The following is a 13,089-nucleotide window of genomic DNA, read 5'->3' on the forward strand; positions in this document are numbered from 1 at the left end:
AGCACCTGCTTTTTAAAGTCTGTTGTAAACGTTCTTCTTTTTTTGGACATAGTAGATTCTCCTCACTTGTTGTCTATTATTCTACTTGCCCTTATTTTTATTGTCCAACTAAGTGTAACCTATCCATCTGCTCTAAAATGAAGGTCATAGTTCCGCCACTTTGTTACAGTAACTCTATTTACTCCTATTATATCCGCTGTTTCTTGATCGCTTTTTCCAGTAATTAATAAATCAATGGCATTATATTGTTCAACTGTTAAGCCATGTTCTCTTTTGTAATCTTTTGTAGCTTTTGCCAACTTTATTACCACCTTTATTATTAATTATTAATACCTCTTACAGCTAAGCAGCAATTGACTTTCTACCAAAATATTTACCCCAACCATTACCTGCATTACCTACATAACTTACACCATCATTTAATTAGCGGTTTATTTTCGTGTAGGCTGATTCATTGCAATATAACTGACAACCTACACTTTTATATTAATATTTTATAGTCCATTGTGAACGCAATGTAGGCTGTGTAAGTATGTTTAACTTTTTAACAATTTAATCATTCCTCCTTTACTACTCCGGGGTAATTCGATTACCTCAATGCCTTTAGTTCTTAAAGCGGGAGCAATTCTTCTTAACCTTTGTTTTAATTTATTTGGTGTTGTCCATGATTTGCTATCTTTGATTCCTGCATTTCCGGCAAATTGATTTAATCGCGATAATGTTTCCGATGTGGTTCCAGTCCACTCTTTTTTATTGTCCATAAACAATTGAACTGCTACAGCTAATGGATCCGATTCTAACCCTTGGTCTATTGCCTTAGCTCTATTTTTGCTATAAATCCTATTAAAGTACCCCTCATTCCAATTAAGTGCTTTTTCGGCAGCACTAATCCATAAAGCAAAGTCAGCCATCCTTGGTTTAATGGTTAGTCTTGTGTTTGGTAATGCCGCTAATGCTTGACTGACAATATTGCATAATCCTCCTAAGACGTCAGCCTTTAAAACGTTAAATTCCTTCCAAAATGCCTTTTCATCTATTCTCCTATTTCCTTCAATAGATGGGAGATTTATCACTACTGCCCTATCTAGTAAGTCCTGCCTTTTTGCTATATCATCAATACCGTTTAGAATAGTTGGTCTCATAATGTCAAAGACCGCTTCCTCATCATCACTATATAGTTTACGTGTCGCCAAGCCACCACCAGTTGAAATTTTGCAAAGTGCGTCACTCATCGAATTGGATAAGCCACTCAGATTGTCAAATGCCATACCCAGGTGCTATTAGCGGCTATGGATAAATCCCTTTCATCCTTTGGTAATGCTCTTAACTCAAGGATATAAGGGTCTACTAATGCTCTCAGTATTTTTGTAGTAGTGCTTTTTGCACTTCCTTGTTCACCTTGTATTGTAAGTATTGGGAAAGGGGAATTTTCTTTAAATGTAGATAATAACCATGCTATTATTAAGTTATAATCATCGTGTGATTGATAGTTAATGAATCGTTTTAAATTTTCTATGTTACCATTGGGTTTGGGAGTTGGTAGTGATTGCATTGTTTTTGACCTCTTGAAATATACTGGGGATTCATCAATCACTTTCCAACCCTTTTTGTTTATTTCAACGACTTGCCAATTTTCGTTGCATAAGTCCAGATAAATGCTATCTTCGATTTCCGCAATTCTTAAATGTACTTTTTCCTTTTGACCTTCCAATCTTGCTTTAGCCTCAAGTGCTCTTAATGCGTCTTGCAAAGCCTGATTACCCGGCACTTTATCTTTTTCCTTAGAAAGATTTAAATACCTATATGTCAATATATTTTTAAATCCTTTTGAATGAATTGGCCATACTTCATAATGATTGTTTACCTTTACCTTAGCATAGGTTGCGTCTTGCTCATCATAAAATAAAACCATATTTGAAGATAAGCCAACTAATATTTGCGATTGTGTTTTCTTTTCTTCCTGCTCATTTGAACCGCTTTGCATTTCTTCCAACGCCCGTAAATTATCCATATTTCCCCCCTTCCTTCGGTCTACCTCTTTTCCGGCTATACTATTTATAATCTTGTTTAATTCCTTATCGGTTAAAGGTGGCATTACCTTAAATTCATTCCAAAGGTGTAACATTTCAACTACTAATCTAGGGTCAACATATTTTTTTAATAAATATCCGGCTAATGAAGCGGCTGCGTTATTTCGGCTTCCTCTTGATGTATTATTAAATAAATTCAACCAATAAGATGGTGACTTTGCAGTTGGTTGTTCCTTTATTGGTGTTAAAATCATATCCAATAACCATTTAGGAGCGGCCGCTATATCGTTTACGTATGGCTTACTACATACTTCCCATTCATAAATCCCACCACTAATATGATTGGATGGTGCAACAACGATATAACCCCCTTCGCCCCTGATGTCTAATCCGGGCAAAAAATTGGTTTTATTTCTTATACCTTCCTGATACTTAATAAATAATGATTTCCTTTACTTCCTGTAATAGCTTCTACTGTATTCGGTAACTTACCAAAACGGTATATTAATTGTTCTAATGATTCATGTCCTTTATGTCTTGGATCAACATCCAGTACGAAAAATCCATTTTTACTTCCTGTCACTATTCCTATATTTGAATCTGGGCATCTTGTAAACCAATTTATTATAGTAGCTTTATCTGTTGTAGCTGATTTCAAGCCGTTATATATTCTGGGGTGCTTTCCTGGGCTTGTACACTCTTTATTATTACAAGTACAATGCCCATTAACTACCGAATGTAGGGGAAATACTGACCATTTGAGCAATCGACTATATCCTAATGCTGCTTGTAATATTGGACTATCTTTATTTACCAATCCAGTACTTCCATTCATTCCTATCACTAATCCCTCCCCTCAAAGGCATACACCATACAGTATTAAACTAATCTATATTGATTGTCCCTCCTTTTTGTCTTATTTCATCCGACCAGTAATCGATATATTTTTGAACCTCCTTTCGGTTAAATAACCACTTTTTACCTACACGCATTTTTGGAAAGTTAGGATCATAGAGAAATAGTTTTTCTATAGTTGGCCATGAGAGGTTTAATTTTTTACATAGTTGTTTACTGTCCATAAGCATAGTATCCATTTCCATATTTTCCAGATGCTTCTGTACTTCTGATAGATATAGTTCTTTCAAACCTTCTTCATTTAAAGAAAATTGGATAATATTCTCCTTATGCACTTACGAATCACCCTTCTTTTCAATTTCTTCCTTAATCTTAGCAATTGCACCTAGTACTTCTTCTTTACGCTCCTTAGGCATTTCCTTCTTCATCCAGTTTTGAATTGTATTTTCATGAACCCCCAGCCGTTCAGCAATTACCCAATAAGGGATTCTACCTTTTGCTTCTACAACATTCAGATTACGTTTTCTAAACACAAGAACCCACCTCCTACACATAAATTGCAAAAAAATGTTGTTGTTTATGTCGTAGTTGTGCTAATCTGTAATTAATTGTAGTATATAAATTTTTTAATTTCAACACTTAAAAAGGAGTTTATTATATTGTTTTATGTCGTTAAAAATGAATATTCGGTGTAAAACAATCAAAATTCAATAAAAAATTTAGCTCTTCACAGACTTTTTCTTAAATATAACTTCAAAATCAGAAAGAGGTACGACATGAAAAATAATTTTTTAAATAGTCTACAATATGACCAAGAGATATTAATCTTTAGCGATTATCACTTTTTTGAAGACATAGCACTAGAAGACTATCCCTTTGATTCATTTCTGGACATGGACCCAATGTTCTCATTTCCCAATGTAAACATTGACTTTTGGAAAAGGCACCTAAAGAAAGAATTTATTATCGAAAAAAATTTCCATGGTGATTTCCTTAATCGTACTTCTGAGACAAGTAAAAAAAGATGGGCTGATTATAAAAAGATACCTTTTAATGATTTAATAACTATTCTGAAAAGGAATCAAAAAATCGAAGAAGAAACAAACCAGAAAGAAGAAGATGAGGTCTACTACCGAATGAAAGAAGAAAGTTTTTTCAATGACCCGATGAGGCTAGGGGTTACCCCCGATGGTATGTCAAATATATCAAACAAATATAAACTTCAAGATGCTCATTCATTATATACGGAAATAGCCAAGTTAGAGGTCTTTGATTTTGAATCACTATTAAGATTTTCAAGGCATTTTGGTTTACCAACCGGCATTATGGATGATATGGGTTTTGAATTTATACTTGATGGCGATTGTATATTTTTCCCTTTTAGCTCTGTTTCTGTTCTGAATAAAAAAATTGCAATTTATAAGCAAAATTTTGAATGGTTTAAGATTATTCAAACCAATAATATCCCTAAAATTCGTTCCCTGCTTCCTAAGCCTAATTTAAATGATGATGAAGATGTAATAGAAATAGCCAAAAAACATTTAGCGGATTTACTATCAAGATTAGATACTTTTCATTTTAGTACTTACCTTGATTACCAAAACGGTTCATATAATCCGGGTGCATGGTTTTCTGATCTATTCAACTTTGCATATTTTCAATTGGCAAAGGCTTTATCTAACAATGTAGAGGTCCGTGAATGTGAATATTGCGGCCATATTTTTGAGGTTACACACAAAAGACAAAGATATTGTCCTGCATTACCAAATAGGAAAAGATCTAGTTGTGAAATGGCATACAACAACCGATTAAAAAAAGAAAAAAAATAATAAGGAGAAATTTAATATGGCATATATACGAAAACGGAATAATGGAAAATGGTCTTATACTGTCTCTCTAGGTATAGACCCATTAACACAGAAACAAAAACAAATAACCAAATCGGGGTTTGCCACGAAAAAAGAGGCAGCCTCAGCCGCTCGAAAAGTTGAAGCGGAAATTGAAAATGGGGGATTTATTAAAGAAACTAAAATGACGTTTGAATCGTTTGCACAAGACTGGATAAAGCTATATGCCCAAAATGCAAAAATAAGCAGCGTTAGAGCACGTAGTAAAGAAATGAAACACTTTATAAAAGTATGGGGTCCCTATCCACTAAAAAAGATTAGCAAACAAATTTACCAAAGACGAATAGTAGAACTATCTGAAAAATATAGCCGTAATTATGTAAGTGGTATTCATGCTTGTGGCCGAATGATTTTTAATCATGCAGTTGAGCTAGGACTTATTAAAATTAATCCCACGGAAAATACCCAATTACCAAAATATCAAGTAAGGGTTGAGGAGATTGAAAGCCAACAGGAGGAAATAAAGTTTTTAGAAAAAGAAGAGCTTGCACTATTTTTACGTACTACTAATTCAGATGGTTTAGAAATGGATTCCTTAATTTTTACTACATTATCCTATACAGGTTTACGTATTGGGGAGTTACTTGCTCTTAAATGGTCTGATTTTGATAAAGAAAAGGGATCATTGCGTGTTACTAAAACCTTATACAATCCCAACAATAATTTTAAGGAATATAAGTTACTTTCACCTAAAACAGCAGGCTCCATACGAACCATTCGAATTGATGAAAGACTTGTTAAAATGTTAAAGCGACATGAAATCAAACAAAAAGAGATAAAATTGCAAAAAGGTCCCCTTTATATTGAAAACCTGTTTATTTTTGCACGAAATGATGGACACCCACAATTAAGAAAAGTAATTGAAACTAGGCTAAAACGTTTATTAAAAAAGGCCAATATTGATAAAAATATTACCCCTCATTCGTTCAGACATACACATACATTTTTATTGATTGAAGCGGGTGTAGGTGTTAAGGAGATTCAGCAGCGTTTAGGACATACGGACATTAACACTACCATGAATATTTACGCTCATATGACCGCAAACATGGAAGAAAAGGCCTCCCACCAATTTAGTAAATTGATGAAAGACCTTCTCTAATAAATGAGCTTTTAGCTTATGAAGTTGAATTTTTTACTCATTATGAGCAAAAGTATGAGCATTTAAACCTCAATCACTTAAAAACCCCTATATATCAAGGCTTTATGATGTTTATTACATCATGCCGCCCATTCCACCCATACCGCCCATGTCAGGCATACCCATGCCAGCACCAGCTGGTTCTGGTTTGTCAGCAACAACTGCTTCAGTTGTTAAGAACATAGCTGCTACAGATGCTGCATTTTGTAATGCAGAACGAGTAACTTTAGTTGGGTCAACCCTTGGCATTATTGGGTTTTGCTATCATATATTATTCATTTTCAACTAGCAGTAACCACTTCTCGTGATAATGCTTCAATAAAAATTATAAAGTAGTGATTGCAAACTGTAAAGTGCTAATACAAATATTGATATTAACCACTAATTTTGCGCTCATTTAGACTATTGGTATGGGGTTTAAAGTACCTCAAAAAGGTATCATTCAAACATAAGAACCATGATATATGGCTTGAACCGACAATGGGTTTCATACATCTATGCCCCACCCAATGAAGCTATGTAAGTAGAGGCTATTCGAATGGATGTAATCGTAAAAAATCGTGGTGTAGATTTGTAGCTACCTAAGTCGATTTTGCTTAAAAGTACTAATGAAAGTGTGGAAAATACGCCCCCCCATACCATCAACATAATGAAAAGAAGACCCCTTTCTGAGTCTCCCTAGCTTGCTTCATATTCCTTTACTTTGCGATAGAATGTAGCCTTAGTCATATTAGATTTCTTCATTGCTTCAACTGCAGTGATATTTCCTGCTTTCCATTGCTTGTAAGCCATCTCAAATGCATATGTAATAGATGTTTTAGGTCTTCCTAAGAGCTTACCCTGTGCCTTGTTTGGTTATATGTAAAGTTTATCATTAATCATATAATGCAATCTTAATCTTCATGCTAGGCTCTATCACCTCTGTTTTATAAGCCGCCTTTACTCCTTTTAGAGTTTCTTCAACATAAAAAGCAATTTCATCAACATAAATTTCATCGGTTCTTCCAATAATTACTTCACCTTGCTCTTGTAATGTGATTAAAGCCTTTCCAATTTCACCTAAGATTCCTTGCATAGTTTATCACCTTTCCTTGTCTTTTTATTACCTAAATATACCATAATGAATCTGGCACGTTACATATTCGAAAGCGCCTTTCACTAATTCTTCTTCTGTTGTAAAATCCATTTCTTCACAGTAAAGCTTAAAATCACTGAAGTACTTACATTTATCTTCGATTGTAAACTTCACATCTTGTTTTACCAGTTCATTGAAAAATGCTTGTTTCATTCTATTCACCTTTCTCTATATGCTTCGCCTCTAGTTCATTCTTTCTGTTAATGAGTGTTCGCTTCTTTATTCCTGTCATTGCTTCAACTTCTTTATATGTATGTGTCTTAAGCAATACTAAAGCATGTTGTACTTGTTGCTTAGAGTGTTTTCTCGGTCTTCCTTCTCTGAAATCATCACGTTGCTTAGCCAATGCTTTACCCTCTTGAGTACGTTCAACAATCATATCCCGTTCAAACTCTGCGAATGAACTTAGTATATTGAAAATCAACCTTCCTGTTGGGGTATTTTCAACCAGTCCCATATTAAGGATGTGAACTTTTACACCTCTTGCTAATAGATCCTTAACTGTTTGAATACCTTCAACTGCTGATCTTGCAAATCTATCTAGCTTTGTTACGACTAAGGTGTCTCCTTCTTGTAATGCCTCAAGCACTTTGTTAAACTCAGGTCTATCTGTTTTAGTACCTGTGAATTTCTCCTTGTATATTACCTCGCATCCTTCCGTTTGTAATGCTTGAATTTGAACCTCTAAATCTTGTGCTAATGTCGAAACTCTTGCATATCCATATTTCATTGGTTTTCCTCACTTTTCATCAGCGACTTATTGCACTATGTTATTGCACCTCTCTAAGCCTATTATAGCAAGGTCGTTAAAAAGGTGCAATAACTTTCAAGTATTTGCACTATTAAGGGTTAGCCATAAGCTATGTACAAGGATGGTATAAGATATATTGCCTTGGGAGCATAATCTATTTCGATTACCCTTATCGAACAACATCAGTTTATTACTATCTGATTTATCACTTTAACGCACTAAATCACATTCAATATCTGAGTCGTATCGGAAATATAACGAATGTTTGTTTGTGGATGTGTGTGGTTTCTATTTCACGCCTACACACTAAGGACTGATATGAGGCTTACATAATGCCCTCAGATTCAATTCCAGAAATACAACATAGATAAAGGATATAAGAGGAGGGGAGACGCCCTCAACACCACCACGAGCCATTCTGAGCGTCTGAGACATGATTAATTGTACTCACTATACTTCCCGCTCGACTAACCACAACACAAAAAAGCGTCCCTGTCTTGATACAGAAACGCTTCCTGTTCAACTAAGTAACCTTCTAACAACCTTGTCCAACTTGAGTTCTAGATTCTCTTGTAGTTCGTCGTAAAATCTATCGTCTAATGACTCTAATAAATCCTCGTACTGCCCATCCTCCCAAGAATCGATAACTTCATTTCGTTTATCAATATCCTTCGGTGGCTTACCATTTGGAAATAATTGATTCACTTCTTCTAACATATTAATAACATCAATTGCATCTATTTTTTGTAAATCTTCCATTGTATCATCAAGGTCATCAGCACCATGATTATTATAAAAACTTATTAGACCACCATTTTCGATTGCATCAATTAATCCTCTAACGTTATACCATATTCTTTCATCTGAACTAAGACTTTCGTAACCTTTTTCATCATGTTTATCACACAGTTGATACCAACGCTGTTGCCAATCTTCATCTAATCTACTCATTTTACAATTTCCTCCGTGTAGTTCAACAATTCCTTCTTTGACTATTCTGCCACTTTATTACAAAAAGTAAAAGCGTTGCTGTCTTCTTATTACAGATAGATAAGGGGTTTGAAGTTCCCCTTTCCCTAACAGGATAAAGCGTTCCTGCTTAGTACAGAAACGCAGCAGTAAGTTGAATTAAGGATTAGACTTAAGTTAAAGCTTAGTATATATAAGATTTTCATCTCTCAAATATGAAAAGCCAGTCTCATCAAAAGCATTAAAAATTGAAAAATAACTTGCACCAATACAAAAACCTAAACCATTTAACAGAAGGTTAGAATGAAGTAGCCTACCTTTTGAATCAAATGCCTCTTGAGTCATTTCAATTACTTCAATTTCCTCTATTTGCTTTCCAATAAATGAAGAGATATTTCCAATAGCACTCTTTCGCCATTCCAGAATTAATTCCTGATTACCGTACCAATCTAACTTTTCCTTTAAATCAATTTCATTCCAAGTAACAGCAATTTCCCTATCATTAAACGAACAAAACTCTAACTGTTGTCCACCTATACCTAAAATAACAGGACAATCTGACCAAAACTCACCATCAGACATTTCATGTACTGTCCAAACTTCATCCAATTTTAAACCAATTAGCGACCTTAAGCTATCTCTTTGCTCTTTAATAAACTCATTCAAGTCGGTGTAGAATGTTGGATTGTAATCATTTATACCAAGCACAATAGAACTACCTCCATCTCTAATTTTTTATTAATGATTGCAATAGGTAAGGGTTTGAAGTTATCGCTCCCTGTTCACACCGAACCCCGCCTTGAGTTAACTCTTCAAGTTCAAATTTTATCAAGAAACGAGTGTCGCCAAAATGACATCTTAGTTCCCAAATGGGTTAGATAGGAGCATCCCTCACATGAGACTTACATAATGCCCACAGATTCAATCATAAGCACATTTTCGAATTGAGGGAAAGGGGTAGGAAAAGTGTGTAGCGGAGACTCTTAGAACACCTCAACGAGTCATTCGGAGCGTCTGTAGGCGTGTGCTTTAAGGTACTGGTACTACCTTCACTTACTAACAAAAGGAGATACAATGATAAAGTATCCCTTATTTTTAGTTTTGCTGTCATTCCTCATCGTCGGATATATGGTAAAATAATGATTGGTATATTTTACATAATTACAGCAAGTTCTTATACGAATCCTTGTTGGAGGAATGTTAGTATAATTTGGAATATTTATTTCGTGATGGGGGAAATCATTTATGACAATGGTAGTAGCTTATACATGGCAAGACAAAATCATTATGATGGCAGACAGCCGTTCATCTACTAGAGACGATCAAGGAAAAATGATCGACTATACTGATGAAGAGGATAAAATTATTCCTGTTGAGAACAAGATCGTAATTGGTCATGCAGGATTAGGAAAAGTTTATATAGGTGCGGGGAATCATTTTGATTTAAATAAAATTACGGAGCGTTTTCTTGAATTAAACCAACAAATCATTTCAAAAGCTACAGGAGAACAGTTACTACTAGGACTTGTGAAAATGTGGAACAGAACATTAAGTGAAAGTATGGGGCGGAATCCTTTTAGCGTAGACAATCGTTTTTGCTTTTTACTTGCAAAGTTTGAGCCAAATGGAAATGGGGAATTAAAGCCCAAAATCCATACCTATCAATCACACTTTCAAAAATTTAATTGGGGAGGAAAGAAGGCAGTCGTAGGAGACGAAGAGGTGTACCCGATTATAAAGTCATATTTTGATACTGAAACCGATGATTGGACCTTTAATGAGGCACTTGATTTTTATCAAAAGGGATTCACGGAGGTCATTGACCAAGTTGATACCGTCGGAGGTGTTATTGATATCTATGTATTGGACAAAAATCCTGAACATTCTCATTGGCTAAAACATGAACCTAAGAACTAGTCGTAGGCAGTCATGAAAAAACGGAGGGGTCAGCTTGAGTTTATTTGATGAAATTCTAAATACAGATATTGAAGATGCCATTGAGAATCCAAACCTTAATACATTGAGTAAAGCGATAATAGCTGGACAACAAATACTAGAATTGTCTGCTCGTAAAGAAAATTTAAAACATCATGATGTTATCATTATTTCGATGTATAGAAAGGTATTAGAGCAAGCAGATGGCTTATTTATTCTTCTAGACCATGATTCAAACAGTGCAGCCACCTCAACATTTAGAACATTGTACGAAACTTCTATTGGTATGCAATTCATTTTTGAAAATGAGGATTTATTGGCAAATCGAGCAAACTCATATTATGTTGCTTACATGCACGAACAGTTGACATGGGCAAAAAAAGCAATTAAATCTGGCGAATTTTCGACTATATACACGTTAGAAGAACTGAAAGAAAAGGTTACAAAATTTACATCCTCTTTATCAAAAGAACCATTAAAATCAGTAAATAAAGTATGGCTGAAAGAAAAAGCAAAGTTAGAAAAGAAAAACAAACATTTTCCTCCCAAGTGGTATAGTCTCTATGGGAGTGCAAGTAGTTTCACTCAATTAGCATCAAGTTTTGAAGTCACGCACCCTCTATTGTATTCAGGTTATTCATTAGAAACCCATGGATTTACAGCACTCCAGAATATTGTAACTAACGAAAAAACAAAGAAACAATTCCTAGCACCACTTAGATATCGTCATTCTGGTTATGATACCCTCTGCTATCTTGGCATAAGTTTTGTAAATTTGTGTTCATCTTTAATGGTAATTCGTTATTGTCCCGAGATTTTACCTGAGTTTGAAGAATTCTACATCAATACGTTAGAAATTGAAATTATAACAAAAAGGTAAGGCATGATTGTGGCATGCTTTTTTACTAAAAGTTTCTCTTCTTGTTTATATAGGTATTAAGCCAATTGATCAGCCTGAAATAGATTATCCCGATGCCATTTCATGTATTTCAATTGTCCATCATTAAATACTACTTTCATAGTGTTATTGATATTTAGAAAAAGTCTTGTAGGTTCATCTAAGCTATTTGAGATTAACATTTCACCATTATCATTAAAGCTAATGAATCCCTTATCAAATAAGGCATCATGATTAGGACAAAGCAGCAGTCCATTATTAACATCTAGCCGCTCTTGATGATTAGATTGACTCCATGGCTTGATATGACTAGCAATTAGGAAACGTTCGTCTGAGACACCACATAGTCTACATCTCTTTTCAACAGCCAATAGAGCCTTTTTAAAAGCGGATTGACCAATTCTAGACTTATAGATTTGCTCTTTCTCGGTTTCTGTTATTTCTTTGTTAACTGCATTAGTTAGAACAAAAGTTTCTAATTCACCTAAAGCAGCATCAGTAGAGCCAGTCTCAATCTCTTTTACAACACTTCCCTGTTGATATCTTTGTATAGATTGAATAACTAAACTAAACTCCTTTTTCTGTTGTTCTAATATGCCTATTGCCTCGTTAATACTATAGTCTTTGAATATTCCTTTATGCTTGTCCTTTAACCCTATGAAATGAAGAATATTCATTGATTCGTGACCAGTCCTCTTATCCAATGCAATCCCCAATATATGCTCGTCGAGCCAACGGTGCGACATTGAATTAAAAAGGTATTCATAGATGATAGAATCCTTTTCATCATTTCTGTAATAGTTATATTCCCTTGACCGTTTTGACGGTTCTAACTTGGGTATATACTTTGTATTTTCATGTTCGGAAACTAATTCATTTTCAGAAGGGTAGGGGCGGTTAAACTGCTCTCTATCTATTTCATCATTTGGGTACAATATCTTGAAACCTAAACTTTCCAAAAAACGGTGCATACCAATTTTATTACCATCACTATCCCTTAATTCCTCTCCATCTATATTAGCTAAATCTATTACATATTTAGGTGGATACAGAGTGCCATTGAAGAGCAAATCATATTTGATGGAACGTCTTCTTTCTGGCACTCCATGGATATTGATATAATCAATCGCTTTTAAGATACGCTCTTTTTTTTCACCATAAGGAATCGCCATTTGGTAATAATCTTCCTCCTCTTTTGTTATTTAGACAATATAGAGTATTATATCATGGTGAATTATGGGAATGATTTAGTTATTTTTCGCTTTATGTATTATCTTAATTTCACTACTCAATACAAGACACATAACGCAAAATGGCATGCCACGATCGTAACTTACCTTTATCGTTAAGAAAATCATCTTTTTTATTTTAGCAACTGAACGGTAGCAATGATTCTTAAGTCGTGCAAACCGTTTTAAGCCTTCGTAGAAAGGCTATAACTAATAAAGTAGTCTTTTCAAGGGAGGTT

The 13,089-nt window shown here is 34.6% G+C and carries 16 protein-coding genes and 2 pseudogenes; 4 read left to right on the top strand and 14 right to left on the bottom strand.

The window, feature by feature from the left end; genetic code table 11:
• Positions 1-119: 119 nt before the first annotated feature.
• From J7E63_RS19885 to J7E63_RS19910, 7 genes and pseudogenes are all read right to left on the bottom strand, one after another.
• Positions 120-299, bottom strand: coding sequence for a helix-turn-helix domain-containing protein (locus tag J7E63_RS19885; protein WP_215015477.1), 180 nt, complete (start codon positions 297-299; stop codon positions 120-122).
• Between the two features lie 237 nt (positions 300-536).
• Positions 537-1,193, bottom strand: coding sequence for a hypothetical protein (locus tag J7E63_RS19890; protein WP_215015479.1), 657 nt, complete (start codon positions 1,191-1,193; stop codon positions 537-539).
• Between the two features lie 56 nt (positions 1,194-1,249).
• Positions 1,250-2,284, bottom strand: a complete 1,035-nt coding sequence (locus J7E63_RS19895) for a primase alpha helix C-terminal domain-containing protein (RefSeq protein ID WP_251033630.1) — start codon at positions 2,282-2,284, stop codon at positions 1,250-1,252.
• A gap of 69 nt (positions 2,285-2,353) precedes the next feature.
• A pseudogene (locus J7E63_RS30585) lies at positions 2,354-2,428 on the bottom strand (hypothetical protein); the annotation flags it as partial.
• A gap of 17 nt (positions 2,429-2,445) precedes the next feature.
• Positions 2,446-2,865 (bottom strand): bifunctional DNA primase/polymerase, encoded by a 420-nt coding sequence (locus J7E63_RS19900; protein WP_251033636.1) that lies wholly within the window; start codon positions 2,863-2,865, stop codon positions 2,446-2,448.
• 49 nt (positions 2,866-2,914) lie between these two features.
• A complete protein-coding gene (locus tag J7E63_RS19905; RefSeq protein WP_308161981.1) occupies positions 2,915-3,220 on the bottom strand; it encodes a DNA-binding protein in 306 nt (101 codons plus the stop codon).
• A complete protein-coding gene (locus tag J7E63_RS19910) occupies positions 3,221-3,418 on the bottom strand; it encodes a hypothetical protein (RefSeq protein ID WP_215015490.1) in 198 nt (65 codons plus the stop codon).
• 243 nt (positions 3,419-3,661) lie between these two features.
• Between J7E63_RS19910 and J7E63_RS19915 the strand changes: the two genes are divergently transcribed.
• Positions 3,662-4,714, top strand: coding sequence for a hypothetical protein (locus J7E63_RS19915; RefSeq protein WP_215015492.1), 1,053 nt, complete (start codon positions 3,662-3,664; stop codon positions 4,712-4,714).
• A 16-nt stretch (positions 4,715-4,730) separates the two neighbouring features.
• Positions 4,731-5,894 carry a site-specific integrase gene (locus tag J7E63_RS19920; protein ID WP_215015494.1) on the top strand — a complete coding sequence of 388 codons (1,164 nt, stop codon included), beginning with the start codon at positions 4,731-4,733 and terminating at the stop codon, positions 5,892-5,894.
• Positions 5,895-6,008: 114 nt separating this feature from the next.
• On the opposite strand, the pseudogene J7E63_RS19925 reads toward J7E63_RS19920, so the two are convergent.
• From J7E63_RS19925 to J7E63_RS19950, 6 genes and pseudogenes are all read right to left on the bottom strand, one after another.
• A pseudogene (locus tag J7E63_RS19925) lies at positions 6,009-6,173 on the bottom strand (hypothetical protein); the annotation flags it as partial.
• A 634-nt stretch (positions 6,174-6,807) separates the two neighbouring features.
• On the bottom strand, positions 6,808-7,008 hold the full coding sequence (locus J7E63_RS19930) for a hypothetical protein (protein WP_215015495.1): 201 nt from the start codon (positions 7,006-7,008) through the stop codon (positions 6,808-6,810).
• 27 nt (positions 7,009-7,035) lie between these two features.
• Positions 7,036-7,221, bottom strand: a complete 186-nt coding sequence (locus J7E63_RS19935; protein WP_215015496.1) for a hypothetical protein — start codon at positions 7,219-7,221, stop codon at positions 7,036-7,038.
• A 1-nt stretch (position 7,222) separates the two neighbouring features.
• Positions 7,223-7,798 (bottom strand): recombinase family protein, encoded by a 576-nt coding sequence (locus J7E63_RS19940; RefSeq protein WP_215015497.1) that lies wholly within the window; start codon positions 7,796-7,798, stop codon positions 7,223-7,225.
• 540 nt (positions 7,799-8,338) lie between these two features.
• A complete protein-coding gene (locus J7E63_RS19945) occupies positions 8,339-8,770 on the bottom strand; it encodes a DMP19 family protein (protein ID WP_215015498.1) in 432 nt (143 codons plus the stop codon).
• Between the two features lie 195 nt (positions 8,771-8,965).
• A complete protein-coding gene (locus J7E63_RS19950; protein WP_215015499.1) occupies positions 8,966-9,496 on the bottom strand; it encodes a hypothetical protein in 531 nt (176 codons plus the stop codon).
• A gap of 537 nt (positions 9,497-10,033) precedes the next feature.
• Here J7E63_RS19950 and J7E63_RS19955 point away from each other — a divergent pair.
• Together J7E63_RS19955 and J7E63_RS19960 are read left to right on the top strand one after the other, a co-directional pair.
• On the top strand, positions 10,034-10,705 hold the full coding sequence (locus tag J7E63_RS19955) for an Ntn hydrolase family protein (RefSeq protein ID WP_215015500.1): 672 nt from the start codon (positions 10,034-10,036) through the stop codon (positions 10,703-10,705).
• 34 nt (positions 10,706-10,739) lie between these two features.
• Positions 10,740-11,603 carry a DUF5677 domain-containing protein gene (locus tag J7E63_RS19960; RefSeq protein ID WP_215015501.1) on the top strand — a complete coding sequence of 288 codons (864 nt, stop codon included), beginning with the start codon at positions 10,740-10,742 and terminating at the stop codon, positions 11,601-11,603.
• A gap of 56 nt (positions 11,604-11,659) precedes the next feature.
• Here the strand turns inward: J7E63_RS19960 and J7E63_RS19965 are convergent, their stop codons facing one another.
• Positions 11,660-12,793: an HNH endonuclease gene (locus tag J7E63_RS19965; RefSeq protein WP_251033631.1), complete on the bottom strand. Its 1,134-nt coding sequence runs from the start codon at positions 12,791-12,793 to the stop codon at positions 11,660-11,662.
• Positions 12,794-13,089 lie beyond the last annotated feature (296 nt).

The sequence above is a fragment of the Bacillus sp. ISL-75 genome, assembly GCF_018613095.1.